Here is a 15,499-nt window from a genome sequence, read left to right on the forward strand (position 1 = left end):
TCTGTTTCAGATGTACGCCTTCAATTGTGCCTGCCCGTAGGGCGTATCACCTTATTTGAGTAGGGTGTACCTGCCCACAACCACTAAAATTGTCGGGTGATCAACGTACAAGACTTCTCCCTCAGCATTGGGCCAAGAGACCTTGTGAAGAACGTGTCCTTCAGGATCGATAAGGGAATGCGTATCGGTCTTGTCGGTCGCAATGGTGCGGGAAAGACGACGACCATGCGTCTTCTTGCCGGCGAATCAGATCATGGTGCTGCTGAGTACTCCGGCACGATTACGAACAACGGAAAGATCGGGTACCTCGCTCAGGACACTCACATCGGTGATCAGTCCCTCACTGCTCGCGAACGCATTATCTCGGTGCGTGGAATCGACCAGATCATCGCAAAGATCCGTAAAGCCGAACACGAGATGTCAACGACTGAGGGCAATCGCCAAGTGAAAGCGATGGAGCGCTACGTGCGACTCGATCAGGCATTCACGAACGAGGGCGGCTGGGCCGCGAACGCTGAAGCGGCACAGATTGCCCACTCACTGGGCCTCGAAGATCGTGTCCTTGAACAGAGCCTCGACACTCTATCTGGCGGTCAGCGCCGACGTGTTGAACTCGCACGCGTCCTATTCTCCGGAGCTGACGTGCTTCTCCTTGACGAGCCCACAAACCACTTGGATCACGATTCGATCATGTGGTTGCGTGACTGGATCAAGACATTCCCCGGTGGCGTCATGATGATTTCCCACGACGTAAAGTTGCTGGGGGAGACCGTCAACCAGGTCTTCTACTTGGATGCGAACCGTGCCGAGGTCGATATCTATCACCTGGGCTGGGATGCCTACCTGAAGCAACGCGAAGAAGACGAACGCCGTCGTCGCAAGGAACGCGCAACCGCTTTGAAGAAGGCTGAACAGCTGAAGGCCCAGGGCGAAAAAATGCGTGCGAAGGCCACAAAGGCAGTGGCAGCTCAACAGATGCTACGACGCGCTGAAGAGCTTTTTGCTCAGGCGGGTAGCGAGGAAGTTCAGGAAAAGGTGGCGCGTCTACGTTTTCCAGAGCCTCTTCCATGTGGCCGAGTCCCGCTGACTGGCGAAGGCCTGTCGAAGTCCTTTGGATCGTTGGAAGTGTTTACCGGTGTTGATCTTGCAATCGATAAGGGAGCAAAGGTTGTTGTCCTCGGTTTAAACGGTGCCGGTAAGACCACCCTGCTACGAATCCTCGGTGGCATCAGTGAACCTGATTGTGGCGCGATTGTTGCGGGGCACGGGTTGAAACTCGGCTACTACGCGCAGGAACATGAAACCTTGGATAATTCCAAGACTGTTTTCCAGAACATGGTTGATGCTGCGCCGAACCTTGACGATACTCACGTCCGCAACGTCCTTGGTCAGTTCCTCTTCTCGGGTGACGATGCAGACAAGCCGACGTCCGTTTTATCCGGTGGTGAGAAGACCCGTCTCGCTCTGGCAACACTCGTTGTTTCCGGCGCGAATGTCCTTCTCCTTGACGAGCCGACGAATAACCTCGACCCTGCGTCCCGCGAAGAGGTCTTGAATGCACTCGACACGTATGAAGGTGCGGTCGTTCTGGTGACACACGACCCGGGCGCTGTCACCGCGTTGAATCCCGATCGTGTTCTGTTACTCCCGGATGGGGACGAGGATCTCTGGGATGACTCTTACCTTGATCTCGTCACCCTCACCTGATCTGACATTGCTACGCGCTGGCTGACTGCCCTGCGTAGCACATATGGGTGTGGGCCCAGCGATTTCGCTGGGCCCACACCCATCTCAGGATCGTGTGTGAAGCAGGAGCCTCGTACACCGCGTCAGAGCACCTTCGAGAAGAATTCCTTTGTTCGCTGTTCTTGCGGATTGTCGATCACGTCAGCGGGGCTACCAGCCTCGACGATAACTCCCTCATCCATGAAGACAACCGTGTCAGCGACCTCACGTGCGAAACCAATTTCGTGCGTAACTACAGCCATCGTCATGCCCGACTGTGCAAGATCCTTCATGACCTGCAGAACTTCGCCCACCAGTTCGGGGTCAAGCGCCGATGTTGGTTCGTCGAAAAGCATGATCTCCGGATCCATCGCCAGAGCGCGAGCAATCGCCACACGCTGTTGTTGACCACCGGAAAGCTCCGAGGGATAGTGATCCGCACGATCCGACAATCCGACGCGTTCAAGCAGTTCAAGCGCACGCTGTTTCGCCGTTGCCTTATCCACCTTCGCAACATGGATCGGTGCTTCCATGACGTTTTCCAACGCAGTCTTATGCGGGAACAGGTTGAAACGCTGGAATACCATGCCAATGCGCGAACGCTGGGCGGCGATGACCTTGTCAGCCAGCTCGTGCAACTGGCCAGCATCGTCCCTGCGGTATCCGAGAAGCTCGCCATCAACGCTCACTTCACCAGCACTAATCTCTTCGAGCTGATTCAGGCAACGGAGCAACGTCGACTTCCCTGAACCCGACGGACCCAGAATTACGCACACCTCGCCGGACGCGATCTCAAGATCAATGCCCTTGAGCACGTGAAGGTCACCAAAGAACTTGTGGACGCCTTTGACGCTCACCATAGGAGTTGAAGATTTCACGGTGTCACATCCAAGAATTGAGTCGAGGTTGAAGCGGTCGCGTTATCGCGACGATCAAAGCCCTTACCGAAGTAACGTTCAATGTGTGCCTGGATCCACATCAAAATGCTCGTGATGAACAGGTACCAAAGAGCAGCCGCAATCAACAGCGGAACCGGCTGGAACAGGGACTGGCCCTTTGTCGATGCAACGAACGTCAGTTCCAACGTGAACGGAATCGCCGAAACAAGCGATGTCGTCTTCAACATGGAAATCGTTTCGTTGCCGATCGGCGGGACAATCACGCGCATCGCCTGGGGCAAAATAATGCGACGGAAAATCATCGAACGAGGCATACCAAGAGCGGTGGCAGCCTCCCACTGACCCTTATCAACAGACAGTAAGCCGGCGCGAATAATCTCAGCAAGGTAAGCGCCTTCGTTGAGTCCCAGACCGATGAACGCCATCCAGAACGGTGTGAAGTACGTTGCCGTGTCGAAGGAAACGAACGGTGGAGCAAACGGAATGCCAAGCTCAATCTGCGGGTACAGCGTGGGTAGCAGTGACCAGAAGATCAACTGCGTGTAGATCGGGGTACCTCTAAAGAACCAAATATAGGCTGTGGCAACCCAGCGCAGAACCGGGTTAATCGACTGGCGCATAATCGCAAACGTGATGGCGAGGATCGTGCCAATTGTCATCGCGATGACAGTCAGAATCAACGTGTATACAACGCCTGAAACGATCGTCTTCGAGAAAAGCCATTTGCCAACGACATCCCACTGGTAGTTGTCATTGGTAATGAAACCCGTGGCGAGGAGCAGCGCAAAGATCGCAACGATCACTGCGCTGATCCACCGTCCGGGTCGCGGTACCGGTTTTGCATCAATGAGGGTGATGCCGTCTTTAACGTGTGCCATATGTTTACCTTGCTCAGTATGGGGCTCGCGCCATATGGTGCGAGCCCCATACGTTGAGTTCAAATCAGAGGCCGGGGTTCAGTTCGGCCGTGGTGAGACCGGCATCCTCGGCGCCGTAGGCTGCGAGAATCTTGGTCAGGTAGCCGTTATCCATTAGGTACTGCATGGCCTTTTGGATTGCGTTGGCCAGTTCAGTGTCGTTCTTGGCGACAGCAATACCCTGAGGCTCGGCCTCGATGATGTCACCAACCTGGTCGAGCTTGCCACCGGAGAGTTCAACCGTGTAGCCGATTACGGTGGAGTCAGCCAGAGTGGCGTCGTACTGGCCGCCGATGACCTTGGTTGCAATGTCGGTCTGAAGGTCGAGGGGCATAATCTTGATTGCTTCGTTGCCACCAGCAACGCATTCTTCGGACAGATGCTCAGCGTATTCCTGCTGGTACGTGCCGTTCTGAACGCCGATTGTGGTGCCGCAAGCGTTGGCGGGATCGAAGTTCTTCGGGTTGCCTTGAGCGACAGCGTATGCGGAGCCGACCTCGACGTAGGAGATCATGTTGGTCTGAGCAAGACGCTCTTCGGTGATGGTGAAGGAAGAAGCGCCGATATCAAACTTGGAACCGAGACCCGGGATGATGGTCGGAAACTCTGCGTGAGTCGTGGTGCCTTCTTCAAGACCCATCACCTTTGCCAGAGCCTTGACGATATCAATGTCGTAGCCAACGGGGGTCTGACCGTCTTCAGCGCGGAACTCGGCGGGGGCGTAGTCAGCGGATGTGCCGTTACGCAGGATATTTCGTTCCTTGACTGCGACGGGGACCAGAGCGGCGATTTCATCGACGGTTTCGATCGACGAGATGTCGAATGATTCAATCGCGGTGGCCGATACTGCCCCCTCAGCGGACTGAGAAGTCGAAGAGGTTGACGGGTCGGAGCATGCGGCGAGTGCCATCGATGCGGTAGCAGTCAGGAGGAGTGCTGCAGGAAGCTTGCGCATGGGAGTACCTTTCGGAGATTTTCTCTCTACGCATATAAGTATGCACCCCTATGCATATTATGCATAGGGGTGTCTCGGTATTTGAGTCGAAACTCTCAGCGGCCGCGCATCGCCCTGCGGTTCGGGCGAGCCTTCATCGGATCAATTCCCTTGGGAATCGGCAGAGCATTGGACTGCAACGCATTCAAACGATTCGAAACGGCAGGAACCTCTTCCTTCGTCAGAATCTTCTTGAAACCACGCAACTTGCCCTGCAGCTTCGCAAGTTCCAGCTGGCCTTCATCGTGGCCAGTCTGGATAACGTGAACAGGAACGTTCTTCACAACGCGTTGAACCTTCTTACGCTCAGCTGAAAGAAGTGGCTGAACGTGGCTGGAAGGACCTTCGGAAATAAGAACAACACCGGCGCGACCGATAATTCGCCAGATAACATCCTGCTCGCGCGTGACGTTAATCGGCTGTTCGGGAATGATCCAACCGGACTTGATCTGCGACAAAACAGCGTAGACAGAGCCGACAGTGCCATCGATCTGATCGTATAGAGCACGACGCACCAAGAACGACAGCAGTGACATCGCGATCGTGCTACCTACCAAAACGCCCAGAATTGTCCAGACAATGTAGTTCGCGTGCATCAGGGCGGCGATCGCCAGTGCAAGACAGATCGTTAGGATCCATGCTCCGGCAAGTGCCCATCCGATCCACGGATAGGAGCGCTTTGTAATACGGTATGCGTCCGCGAGGTTGTGGTACCAGCGACGCTTCTTGGGGGCAGTGTTCTCACTCATAGCGAACCTATTCTACCTGTAATGGCGATATTCCAATGCATGGGATCGCAGTTATCCACAAGCTTAGGCAAGGCCGGTCGCTTTCAAGAAATCTGGACCGCACAATGCGGCTATGACTATGCATTCAGATCGCCTTGGAACGATTGCATTTATGACCTCCAACGGTCCGCTGTGGGAGGTCACTCGTGACAATGAAGCACTGTTGATCAGCGTATATAGCTCTGATATCGCGCGTGATCAGATGCAGCGTTGGATTGCATGGCGTGGCCTCGTGCACCCGAATGTGGCAGAGCTGGTGGAAATATCGTCCCAGCCGGATGGTCGCGTGAGTCTTTCTCAGCGTCGGTACGCCGGGCGAACCTTGCAGGCGCTACTCGATAGCGGTCAGCAACTGAACGACAACCAGCGCCGACGTATCGTCGCCGATGTGCGTGCTGGCGTTTGTGCGCTACATGATAGGGGAATTATCCATACCGATATTGCGCCATCAAACATTGTTATCAGCAGTGATTTTCACGCGACGCTGATTGATATTGCCATTCCCGCGCAGGCCGGTGAAGGAACCCCCGGTTTTTCTCTGTCTGCAACAAAGGACCAGCGCAGTGACGATGCCGGAGTTGAAGCCATCGCATGCGCATTGAATATTGATCCACTCGGACTTAACCCCACGCGCGTCGAGCAACGCCCGCTACAACAGACAGTTGACTCACGCTGTGATAATCCGTCTCAGATGAACGATGTAGTCACGTGGCGAAAGGAACACCTTCTCGATAAACATCCACGGGGATTGCCAGCGACTCAGGGGCGGCGACGCGGTGCGCTGGCGGGGATCATCATCGTTCTCCTTAGCGTCATCTATGGAATGACGAGGCCGCCCACACTATCAAACGCGTCCTTCTCAACGGGCGGAATTAAGGCGCAGTCGGTGCCCTCGAGTGGGGGTATTGAACGATCTCGACATCCAGATGCCACGCAATCTGCGCCACTGAGTGAAAATAGGCAATCGGGAGAGACTCAAGAAGAAACTAAGCCGGCAGATCCGATGAAGGGAATGGACCTGGGACAAGGAATCCAACCATTTGGTCGCAATCAGGTTGCTTCGATCGACGACTTCGCAATCGATGGCTGCCCCGACGTCAGCCAGGCGAACGACATCGTCTCCACTTTTATGCATGCGCGAGATCAAGCAGTGATGGATCGTAATATCGCTGACCTGGACAATTTTATGGAAGGGGATGCTCTTCGAGCCGAAGCTGAAAAGATTGCAACCCTTCGCCGCTTTGATGCGTTCGTTAAACATCTGGAATCCGAATCGCACGTGGTCAACCAACCATACTGTTCGGACACGGAGCTCACAATCGAAGCAACGGTGACACAAAGTGAATACCAACGCTGCGAAGGGGCAAAGTGTGTGACTCTTCCTGCTAGTAGCTCGCAAGACGTAGTGATGACTTTTATGCGTCTGACGGGACGAGTTTCACGAACCGCTCAGCAAGACCCTTAGGCGGATCTGGTAAACCCCCAGTTCCCACCGGTTTCCCGGCACGAACTGGGGGTGCCTGAACGTCAGATCGGCAGATTACTTTGCCAGATTGGTTCTACTCAGAGAGCAAGGTCAGCGTCGAAGTTTGCTTCTTCAAGGCGCTTCTTGACCTCCATGAGGTAACGAGCCGCGTCGCCACCGTCAACCAGGCGGTGATCGTACGACAGCGACAAGTACACCATCGAGCGGATCGCAACGGACTCGGAACCGTCGGCTGCCTTGACAACCATCGGACGCTTCACGATCGTGCCAACACCCATGATTGCGGTCTCGGGCGAGTTCAGAACCGGAGTATCGAACAGTGCGCCACCGGAACCGGTGTTCGTGATCGTGAAGGTGGAACCGGTGAGTTCTTCCGGACCAACCTTGGCGTCGCGGGTACGAGCGGCAAGATCGTTGATCGAAGCTGCGATACCCGGGATGTCCTTGGTGCCCGCATCCTTGATCACCGGAACCAGCAGGCCACGCGGGGTATCAACTGCAATACCGATGTGCTCATGGTCGAAGTAGGTGACCTTGTTGTCATCAATGGTTGCGTTGATCTTCGGGTGGAACTGAAGAGCCTCGGTTGCGGCCTTCACGAAGAAGGGCAGGAAGGTCAGCTTGGTGTTGTGCTTGGCGATGAAGGCATCCTTCGAGCGTGCACGCAGAGCTGCAACCTTGGTGACGTCAACCTCGACCACGGTCGTCAGCTGAGCAGAGTTCTGCAGGGACTCCATCATGCGACGAGCGATCGTGAGACGCAGACGCGACATCTTCTCGGTCGTGCCACGTAGTGGTGACGGTTCACGCTTCTGTGCAACCGGAGCTGAAGCAGTCGGAGCCGAAGCTACGGGTGCCGGGGCAACAGGAGCCTTGGCAGCTTCGCGGGCTGCAACAGCATTCTCGATGTCTTCGCGACGGATACGGCCACCAACGCCGGTGCCGGTGATCGTTGCAAGATCAATGTTGGCCTCGCGAGCAAGCTTGCGAACGATCGGGGTTACGTAGCCGGTGTTTGCCACTGCTGCCGGAGTCTGCGATGCGACCGGGGTTCCGGTCGGGGCGGCGGTTTCAACAGCATTGCTCAGTTGATCGAGGGTTGCCGGGACCGGAGTCGGGGCTGCAGGAGCAACAGGCATTGCCGGGGCAACCGGAGCCGGAGTGGCTGCTGCCGGAGCTACAGGAGCTGCAGGAGCTGCGCCCGGAGCCTCAGACGAAATGACGGCGACAACGGTGCCAACTGAAACGGTCTGGTCTTCCTCGACGCGGATTTCAGCGAGGAAACCGGCTGCGGGGGATGGAACTTCGGAGTCGACCTTGTCGGTGGAAACCTCGAGCAGAGGCTCGTCAGCTTCAACGGCGTCGCCAACGGACTTCAGCCACGTGGTGACGGTACCTTCGGTCACGGACTCGCCTAGGGCGGGCATGAGGACCTCGGTGCCGGAAGCGGGAGCAGAAGCGATGGGTGATGCAGGCGCAGGAGCTACAGGCGCTTCGGCAACGGGTGCTGGCGCTGTGGGAGCTTCGGCTACAGGTGCTGGAGCGGAAGTGGCCTCGGATGCGTCACCGATCATTGCGATCGTAGTGCCGACCTCGACGGTTTCGTCCTCGGGGACGAGGATCTCGAGCAGCACACCCGCCACGGGGGATGGAACTTCGGAGTCGACCTTGTCGGTCGAGACCTCGACGATGGGTTCGTCAGCTGCGATCGTGTCACCGACGTTCTTCAGCCAGGTGGTGACGGTGCCTTCAGTGACGGATTCGCCTAGGGCGGGCATTGTTACTGCGGTTGCCATGGATGTTCTCCTTGAAAGACGGGTGTGCTAGTTGTGGGCGTGCAGGGGTTTACCGGCGAGAGCCATTTCCGTGGAAACCGACGATCGGTCCATCTTCAACGCTCACGAGCTTGATGAAGCCTTGGGTATTCAGGATATTAGACTTTCTGTTGCCCGCAAGGTTGTATTCGACGGTTCTGTAGCGGGCGGTGATGTCGCGTCCGTCAACGGTGAGGGTGTTGGCACCAGTCAGGCGACCCCAGCCCTTGACGACCTTGACGTTGTGCGAGGACAACAGCCCCTGAAGGCCCTTGTCAAGCTTGGTGATGACTGAATCGCGGTAGGTACCGGCTATCGCCATGTCGATGCCTTCGAAGGTGGAACGAATGGCGAATGTTTCGGATTCGCAGGCAGCGTCAGCGGTTTGAGCTGCGTGCAGAGAAGCCTTCGTGGGGATGTAACCGCGGTGGAGGCAGGTGCCACCAACCTTGTCTCCATCGATCAAGGCAGCTTTCATTCCCAGTTGGGAAGCACGTAAAGCGGTGGCGTATCCACCGGATCCGGCGCCCAGTACGACGATGTCGTATTCTGGTTCGCTCACGTCTGAGACTCCTTACGTCGTGTTTTCTGCTAACAGTATTGTGAACCATCTAGGCCTATTGTCCCACTTGCGGGCAATGATGTCCGCGCGCAGACGGATGAGATGAGGTGGAACCGGCCACACCGAACATTCGTGCGAAGTGAGGATGATGGTGGGCGCAACGTATGATCAACCTATGAATGAATCCCCGCAGCTTTTGGAGGGCGCCGACGTTTCCGGCAATGGCAAGAGTGTGAAAGATAGGCGCCCGCGAGCGCTTGGCCTTGGTCGTCTTGTTATGGCTATGTTCTGGGCGCTTGGGGCTTGGGTGTTCGTGACAGCGATCGTTGATCTGTTCCATCATCAGAACGCCCTCCCGTGGGGTCCTCAAATTGTCGCGTTGATTGCGGGAATCGTGTATTTCGTTGGTGCGGCGGGCTTGACGCACAATGGCAGGAGAATGCGCATTATTGCCGGCTACAGCATCGGTATTAGCATTGCGGCGCCGATCATTATCGGTATTGCAGGCTTTGATGTGCCCGATCTGATTGTGGCTCGTTCGGCGTGGAGCCGGTGGGGTGCGGACTTTTACTATCTGCCACTCATTATTTCCATGATTGGTGTGGGGTGGATGTGGAGGTCGAATCCGCGCCGGATTGTGGAGTTAGCTGAGCGCCTTGAGCGGCCTCGTTCGTAAAAATGGCGGTGGTGAAAATTTCGGCCTCGCCCCAATGTGCGGGGGACGAGGCCGATTGTGCTGTGTGAAGCGGAATATAGTGTGGGGTCGGTTTAGATTCCACCTGGGAAACCGAGTTGGCGCCATGCTTCGTACAGAACAATCGATGCTGAATTGGCGAGGTTGAGAGAGCGGAGTCCCGGTTGCATGTGAATGCGGACGCGATCTTCGACGCGGGGGTGATTCATTGCTTCTTCGGAAAGGCCGACGGATTCTCGGCCGAAGAGGAGTCCATCGCCGTCCTGATAGGAAACGTCGGCGTACATTGTTGAGGCTCGTCCTGTGAATGCCCAGATGCGTCCGGGAACTTCCGCAAGTGCATCATCAAGGTTTGGGTGTACTTTCACGTGCGCGAGATCGTGGTAATCCAAGCCTGCGCGCTTGAGTTTTGTGTCGGACATATCGAATCCCAGCGGTTCGACCAGATGGAGCATTGATCCGGTGCATGCAGAGAGGCGGATTGCTGCGCCTGAATTTCCAGGAATTTCGGGTTCGAAGAAGATGATGTGAAGCACTCGTTTATCTTGCCACCATTGTTGGTGCGACGGGTAGCCGAAAGAACATGGACTATTGCAATCTGATTTGTACATGGTCGCACCTACTGTATAGAACAGACGTTCTAAATAAGGGGGTGGAAGTCGATTTCGAGCAAAGCGCAGGACTCTTTTTATCTACGAACATTGGGTCGGTATTTCGCGACCGTGGAATCTCGCTATCAAAGAACCAAGGAGGGCCTCATGAGGTTCATTGCTCTATGGATTCCTAACTGGCCTGTGAGCTCGTTGGTCATTGATCTTCCTCCGGGTGCTCCAGGAGCAGTGGGGCATCGCGGAAAAATTGATGTCGTTTCTTTTAGTGCGCGCAAACATGGTGTGCGCCACGGCATGCGTATTGAAACGGCACGGTATCTGTGCCCAGAGCTCATCATCGTGCCTCGGGATCAAGAGCGTGAAGGTAGAAGTTTTGACGCTGTTATCGAAGCCTTCGAGTCAGTTATGGCCAAAGTGATGTGTATGCGTCCGGGCTTCAGTTGGGCGTGGGCTACTCCCGCTACGCGTCGGCACGGAAGCGAAGAAGCAGCCGCAACTGCCATCGTTGATGCTGTTGCACAACAGGTTGGTGTCGAAGCCTTCGTCGGGGTCGCGCAGGGAGTATTTGCTGCAACATATGCGGCGCGAACCCAAAGAATCGTGACCGATCAAGAAATGCCCTCATTTCTTGCCTCAATTCCCGTTCGTTACATTCTGGAACTTCTTGACGGTAAAGAGAAAGAGCAGGCAGCTCAAGACATTGAATTGCTTGCCACTTTGGGGGTGCACACCTGTGGGCAGCTCAAAGATTTAGGTAAGGGCCAGATATATGCCCGTTTTGGAAGCAATGCTGATATCTACTGGAAACTCAGCGAAGGGCACGATGTTTTCGTCCCGCCCATGGAATCTGCGTAGCCGGACCGAAGCGTCACTGTTGAATGCGAAACCTCTGATAACAACGTCGATACTCTTCTTTTCCGCTTCGGTGAGCTATCGGGCAACTATCGCAAAAACTTTACGCTAATGGGTTGGTGGCAGATGCTTTAAACGTCTCGATTAAAGGGCCGAATCAATGCGGTCGCGAACGAACCTGGTCGGGCCTAGGCAATTTTTAGACGAATCGCGTGTCCTTGACAAGATTCGCTATCAACTGCAGGGGTGGGTCAATCTCTTACCTATGAGTGAAGCGGACTCCCATGCTCCGCTCACCATTACTCTGACCGCACTCGCTCCCTACCAACCGCGGGTAAGCGGTCCACTCTGAGGAGGGAATTCAAATTCTGATGACGTCGAACGTTCCATTGACAGGGTGCAATCTCTTCTTGGTGTGAACGGTGTTGTCAGTATTCACCGTCAAGGTGGTTGGGATCCGCGTGAACGCATTGCTTTTATTCCCTGGAATACTCCCAGCTTTTTAACACCTGGGGCAGGGGAGTGGGACGGGACAATCGATATGAGCCCTCAGCCCCTACTATCCGTTCGGCTCCCGGTGCATCTGAACGACTCTTCTTCCTCACCTGTACATGTTGCTCAATGCGGGAAACTGAGTGAAGAACCAGCTTGGATATCTGTTCCAAAAAATAAGCGGGATGCTCAGTCGTGCATGGATTATCGCGGAATTGTTGACCTATCAGCTCCGCAAAGCATTCGTATCTCGCACGGTCCTTGGATAATCCGTGGCAACTGGCGGGATGATTCATCGCCCGCGCGAGCATACCTTCGCGTCATCACCGATCAAGGAAGCGATCTCCTTCTGATTTATACAGACAAACACTGGTGGATAGAAGAGGCTTTCTCAGCAGAATCTGACGGTGAAAGATAAACTGACAGAATGCGCATTTCACCCGAAGAACTTCGTCGCGTCGCTGAGTTCGACGAAGCAATCATTCGCAATCAAGTCGGCTATGCTGCTTGGGCGCGCGCGAGTGCACTGTGTGAAGGAAACAAAGTCACCGATGTTGAGATCGGTGACGACGGAGTTTTTAGCGGACGTGTGGCTTCAACGGGGCTTCGTCTCAAAACCTGGGTTGGACTCAACGGAGGGCAACCTGTTCTGACCTGCGCATGTATTGAAGGGAAAAACTGTCAGCATTCGGTTGCTCTGTTCCTTGAATTACGACGCCAAATCAACGAACTCACAACGGAAGACGAACCAGTTTGGAAAACGCGTCTCCGCTCCTTCACTCATGCTGGGGATTCAAGCGGAGAGCCAATCGCGCTATTGATTGATACTCGCGACCCAGAGCGCCCGTATTGGATGCACCCACTACGCCCCGGCAATCGCATTCAATGGACAAAGAAGCGAGCAACGTGGCCGGATCTGGTGTCGACGCAGTGGGCTTCAGTTTCAGATGGATTATCGCGTTCTCAGCTCGGGTTAATCAGAGAAGGCTATCGTCTTGCAAAAGTGGATGATGGTCGCGCAGCACGAAATGAAATTAGTCTTCAGATGCTCGGAATGGATGCTGCACCGTGGCTACTCAGACTGATCAACCAAGGAATCGAACTCTATTCCAGCCTTGATCCACTGACGCCCATACATTTCGATCGATCATCGTGGGATTTGGGCTGCGACCTTAGCCTGCAGGGGGATGAACTACTCCTGCAGATGATGGCCTTTGACGGGGATAAACGTATCCTCAAACCCCGAATTGATACCGCGACCCGCCTGCTCATCTTGGACGGTGGCACACGGGTAGCCCGTGTTGGTGGGCAAGAACTCATGAACCTATTCGAACGAGGACCGATCTGTGTGCCCGCCGACCAGATCGCCGAACTGACGACCGCGTATATCCCGCATCTCAAACGTCGTTTCGAAGTCTCTTCAATTGACTCGTCAGTCGATCTTGGTGAAGAAGCAACAGTGCGCATTATTGGACAATGCGACCTTGTCGAAGGAAAAGAATTCACCCTCACCTGGTGGGCGGAATACGACTATTCAGGTTCCCCCTCGCGAGTCCGACTTCAGCAGGTCATGGATTTAGAAGCCGTTCGACCGATCGTCGCTTCCCTGAAAACTCTTGCGCGACAGCACGTGCCCGCTTCTTTGTGGGACGGAGAATTCAAAAACCTCCGACTCCCCGCGTGGACTATCCCGCAATTTCGAAAAGATGTGATCGATCAGCTGAATGACTCGCGTCTTGCATGGGAGATCAACGACGCAGTACTGACGTTCATGATTGATGAAATCCCGCTCCATTCATCGATCCGCGTCACGCCAAGCGAAGCGCACAATGACTGGTTCGACCTTGACGTCAGACTCGACGTCGGCGGATATCCGGTTCCATTCAGTGATGTTCTCGAGGCAATCGCCCACTCGGAACACTATCTCTACGTTGACGGACACTGGGTCAGCATCGACAAAGAAACAATTGAATCCATCACAGCACTTCTCGAAGAAGCACGAACCCTTTCTTTTGATGATGAGCCACGCCTCGTACCCGCACATCTTGGCCTCTGGGAAGAACTCGACTGCCTGACGGATACGACTGTCGACTCCCAGCAGTGGGAAGCCCGTCTTGAACACCTGCGTCACGCCGGCGCAGATATTCCACTCCGGAACCCCGTGGGCGCCGCCTTGCGCCCGTATCAAGTTGACGGAGCGCACTGGCTGATCGCTCGAGCCTGTAGCCAAACAGGTGGCATCTTGGCAGACGATATGGGGCTCGGTAAAACCCTTCAGCTTTTAACTGCTCTTGCCTCCCTCAAAGATGCGTCAGTATGTGAAGAAAACGAAGAATCTGACGTCGCATCATCTTTCAAACGCGATCTGCCCACGCTTGTCGTCGCGCCAACATCGGTTTTAAGTACCTGGGAAAAAGAAGCTCAACGATTCTTCCCAGATCTCAACGTGCGCACGATCAATACAACGGGGAAGAGGCGCGAAAGGAGCCTCGCCAGCGAAATCGAAGGCGCAGACATCGTTATCACCTCATACACAATCGTGCGCATCGACGACGAAGAATGGAAACAGATTCCTTTTAACGGCCTTATTCTCGATGAAGCACAAAATGTGAAGAATCCGCGGACCGCCATTCACCGTGTGCTGCGAGGAATAGAAAGAAACTGGACTTTTGCGGTCAGCGGAACCCCGGTAGAAAACTCTCTTGGCGACCTCTGGTCGATCATGGCCCTCGCAATGCCCGGACTACTTCCCAAATGGTCCCTTTTTAACGACAAAATTCGTCGCCCCATCGAAAACGATCACGACGTCACGGCATTGAACCGTCTTCACTCTCTTCTTAGTCCCAACATGATGCGTAGAACCAAAGAAGAAGTTGCCACTGACCTGCCCGACAAGATCGAATCCGTTATCCCCATTGACCTCGGCACGGAGCACCGACGTATCTACGATCAACACCTCATGGCAGAGCGCGCAAAAATACTCTCGCTGACCGACGATCCGAGTGCAAAAATCGATATCCTCGCGGCGCTGACACGTTTGCGCCAACTCGCATTGGATCCCGGTCTTGTCGACGCAACATGCGGACACATCGGCTCGGCAAAAATCGAGTACCTCGCCACTCAACTTGAACAAATCATCCCAAGCGGACACCAAGCTCTGGTCTTCAGCCAATTCACAACGTTCCTTACGCGCATTCGTGACTACTTAGAACGACGTGGAATCGCCACAGTCCAACTCGACGGATCTACAACCCGCCGAGACGAAGTCATCGAACGCTTCAGATCCGGAGAAGTCCCCGTATTCCTCATCTCTCTGAAAGCGGGAGGCACCGGTCTGACGCTCACGGAAGCAGACTACGTGTACATGATGGACCCCTGGTGGAATCCTGCAGCTGAAGCACAAGCCGTCGACCGCGCCCACAGAATCGGCCAAACAAAGAAAGTCAACGTGTACAGACTGGTCGGCGCTGACACCATCGAAAACAAAGTCGTCGCACTCCAAGAACGCAAACGCGAACTCGTATCAACAGTCGTCGAAAGCGTAGGAAATGGTGAGGGTGGCGAGCTCTTATCCAGGCTCGATATGTCCGACCTGGTGGACCTTCTCGATAACTAGCATCCGCACCTCGTACGCTTGCGAGACTTCCGCTAGCTGTACAGATGAA

12 protein-coding genes and 1 pseudogene are annotated in these 15,499 nt (G+C 54.9%); 6 read left to right on the plus strand and 7 right to left on the minus strand.

Annotation, left to right across the window (positions count from 1 at the left end; translation table 11 throughout):
• Positions 1-96 precede the first annotated feature (96 nt).
• Entirely contained in the window at positions 97-1,707 is a 1,611-nt protein-coding gene (locus QP442_RS07115; protein ID WP_103633716.1) for an ABC-F family ATP-binding cassette domain-containing protein, read from the plus strand.
• Between the two features lie 122 nt (positions 1,708-1,829).
• Here QP442_RS07115 and QP442_RS07120 read toward each other — a convergent pair whose 3' ends face one another.
• The 4 genes from QP442_RS07120 to QP442_RS07135 all read right to left on the minus strand — a co-directional run bounded on the left by QP442_RS07120 (position 1,830) and on the right by QP442_RS07135 (position 5,284).
• Positions 1,830-2,585: an amino acid ABC transporter ATP-binding protein gene (locus tag QP442_RS07120; protein WP_040318535.1), complete on the minus strand. Its 756-nt coding sequence runs from the start codon at positions 2,583-2,585 to the stop codon at positions 1,830-1,832.
• A 14-nt stretch (positions 2,586-2,599) separates the two neighbouring features.
• A complete protein-coding gene (locus tag QP442_RS07125; RefSeq protein WP_006680959.1) occupies positions 2,600-3,502 on the minus strand; it encodes an amino acid ABC transporter permease in 903 nt (300 codons plus the stop codon).
• Positions 3,503-3,566: 64 nt separating this feature from the next.
• Positions 3,567-4,496 (minus strand): ABC transporter substrate-binding protein, encoded by a 930-nt coding sequence (locus QP442_RS07130; RefSeq protein WP_103633717.1) that lies wholly within the window; start codon positions 4,494-4,496, stop codon positions 3,567-3,569.
• Between the two features lie 95 nt (positions 4,497-4,591).
• On the minus strand, positions 4,592-5,284 hold the full coding sequence (locus QP442_RS07135; RefSeq protein WP_103633718.1) for a DUF4191 domain-containing protein: 693 nt from the start codon (positions 5,282-5,284) through the stop codon (positions 4,592-4,594).
• Between the two features lie 112 nt (positions 5,285-5,396).
• Between QP442_RS07135 and QP442_RS07140 the strand changes: the two genes are divergently transcribed.
• On the plus strand, positions 5,397-6,788 hold the full coding sequence (locus tag QP442_RS07140; RefSeq protein WP_103633719.1) for a protein kinase domain-containing protein: 1,392 nt from the start codon (positions 5,397-5,399) through the stop codon (positions 6,786-6,788).
• A 98-nt stretch (positions 6,789-6,886) separates the two neighbouring features.
• Here QP442_RS07140 and sucB read toward each other — a convergent pair whose 3' ends face one another.
• Together sucB and QP442_RS07150 are read right to left on the minus strand one after the other, a co-directional pair.
• Positions 6,887-8,605: a 2-oxoglutarate dehydrogenase, E2 component, dihydrolipoamide succinyltransferase gene (gene sucB, locus QP442_RS07145; RefSeq protein ID WP_103633720.1), complete on the minus strand. Its 1,719-nt coding sequence runs from the start codon at positions 8,603-8,605 to the stop codon at positions 6,887-6,889.
• A 181-nt stretch (positions 8,606-8,786) separates the two neighbouring features.
• Positions 8,787-9,185 (minus strand): annotated as a pseudogene (locus QP442_RS07150) (FAD-dependent oxidoreductase); the annotation flags it as partial.
• 175 nt (positions 9,186-9,360) lie between these two features.
• Here QP442_RS07150 and QP442_RS07155 point away from each other — a divergent pair.
• A complete protein-coding gene (locus tag QP442_RS07155) occupies positions 9,361-9,861 on the plus strand; it encodes a hypothetical protein (RefSeq protein ID WP_179370395.1) in 501 nt (166 codons plus the stop codon).
• A gap of 92 nt (positions 9,862-9,953) precedes the next feature.
• Here the strand turns inward: QP442_RS07155 and QP442_RS07160 are convergent, their stop codons facing one another.
• Positions 9,954-10,415: a tRNA (cytidine(34)-2'-O)-methyltransferase gene (locus QP442_RS07160; RefSeq protein ID WP_101628207.1), complete on the minus strand. Its 462-nt coding sequence runs from the start codon at positions 10,413-10,415 to the stop codon at positions 9,954-9,956.
• A 222-nt stretch (positions 10,416-10,637) separates the two neighbouring features.
• Here QP442_RS07160 and QP442_RS07165 point away from each other — a divergent pair, with 222 nt between their 5' ends.
• The 3 genes from QP442_RS07165 (at position 10,638) to QP442_RS07175 (ending at position 15,450) form a co-directional block, all read left to right on the plus strand.
• Positions 10,638-11,345 (plus strand): DNA polymerase Y family protein, encoded by a 708-nt coding sequence (locus QP442_RS07165; protein ID WP_103633723.1) that lies wholly within the window; start codon positions 10,638-10,640, stop codon positions 11,343-11,345.
• Between the two features lie 394 nt (positions 11,346-11,739).
• On the plus strand, positions 11,740-12,252 hold the full coding sequence (locus QP442_RS07170; protein ID WP_141089667.1) for a hypothetical protein: 513 nt from the start codon (positions 11,740-11,742) through the stop codon (positions 12,250-12,252).
• A gap of 9 nt (positions 12,253-12,261) precedes the next feature.
• A complete protein-coding gene (locus QP442_RS07175) occupies positions 12,262-15,450 on the plus strand; it encodes a DEAD/DEAH box helicase (protein ID WP_103633725.1) in 3,189 nt (1,062 codons plus the stop codon).
• The last annotated feature ends 49 nt before the right edge of the window (positions 15,451-15,499 follow it).

It is taken from the genome of Pauljensenia sp. UMB1177 (assembly GCF_030217965.1).
Classification (GTDB): Bacteria; Actinomycetota; Actinomycetes; order Actinomycetales; family Actinomycetaceae; genus Pauljensenia; species Pauljensenia turicensis_A.

What these genes read in the sequence shown, in the direction of transcription:
- QP442_RS07120 (WP_040318535.1), bottom strand. Translation starts at nt 2,585, where the DNA reads ATGGTGAGCGTCAAAGGCGTCCACAAGTTCTTTGGTGACCTTCACGTG.
- QP442_RS07125 (WP_006680959.1), bottom strand. Translation starts at nt 3,502, where the DNA reads ATGGCACACGTTAAAGACGGCATCACCCTCATTGATGCAAAACCGGTA.
- QP442_RS07130 (WP_103633717.1), bottom strand. Translation starts at nt 4,496, where the DNA reads ATGCGCAAGCTTCCTGCAGCACTCCTCCTGACTGCTACCGCATCGATG.
- QP442_RS07135 (WP_103633718.1), bottom strand. Translation starts at nt 5,284, where the DNA reads ATGAGTGAGAACACTGCCCCCAAGAAGCGTCGCTGGTACCACAACCTC.
- QP442_RS07140 (WP_103633719.1), top strand. Translation starts at nt 5,397, where the DNA reads ATGACTATGCATTCAGATCGCCTTGGAACGATTGCATTTATGACCTCC.
- sucB (WP_103633720.1), bottom strand. Translation starts at nt 8,605, where the DNA reads ATGGCAACCGCAGTAACAATGCCCGCCCTAGGCGAATCCGTCACTGAA.
- QP442_RS07155 (WP_179370395.1), top strand. Translation starts at nt 9,361, where the DNA reads ATGAATGAATCCCCGCAGCTTTTGGAGGGCGCCGACGTTTCCGGCAAT.
- QP442_RS07165 (WP_103633723.1), top strand. Translation starts at nt 10,638, where the DNA reads ATGAGGTTCATTGCTCTATGGATTCCTAACTGGCCTGTGAGCTCGTTG.
- QP442_RS07175 (WP_103633725.1), top strand. Translation starts at nt 12,262, where the DNA reads ATGCGCATTTCACCCGAAGAACTTCGTCGCGTCGCTGAGTTCGACGAA.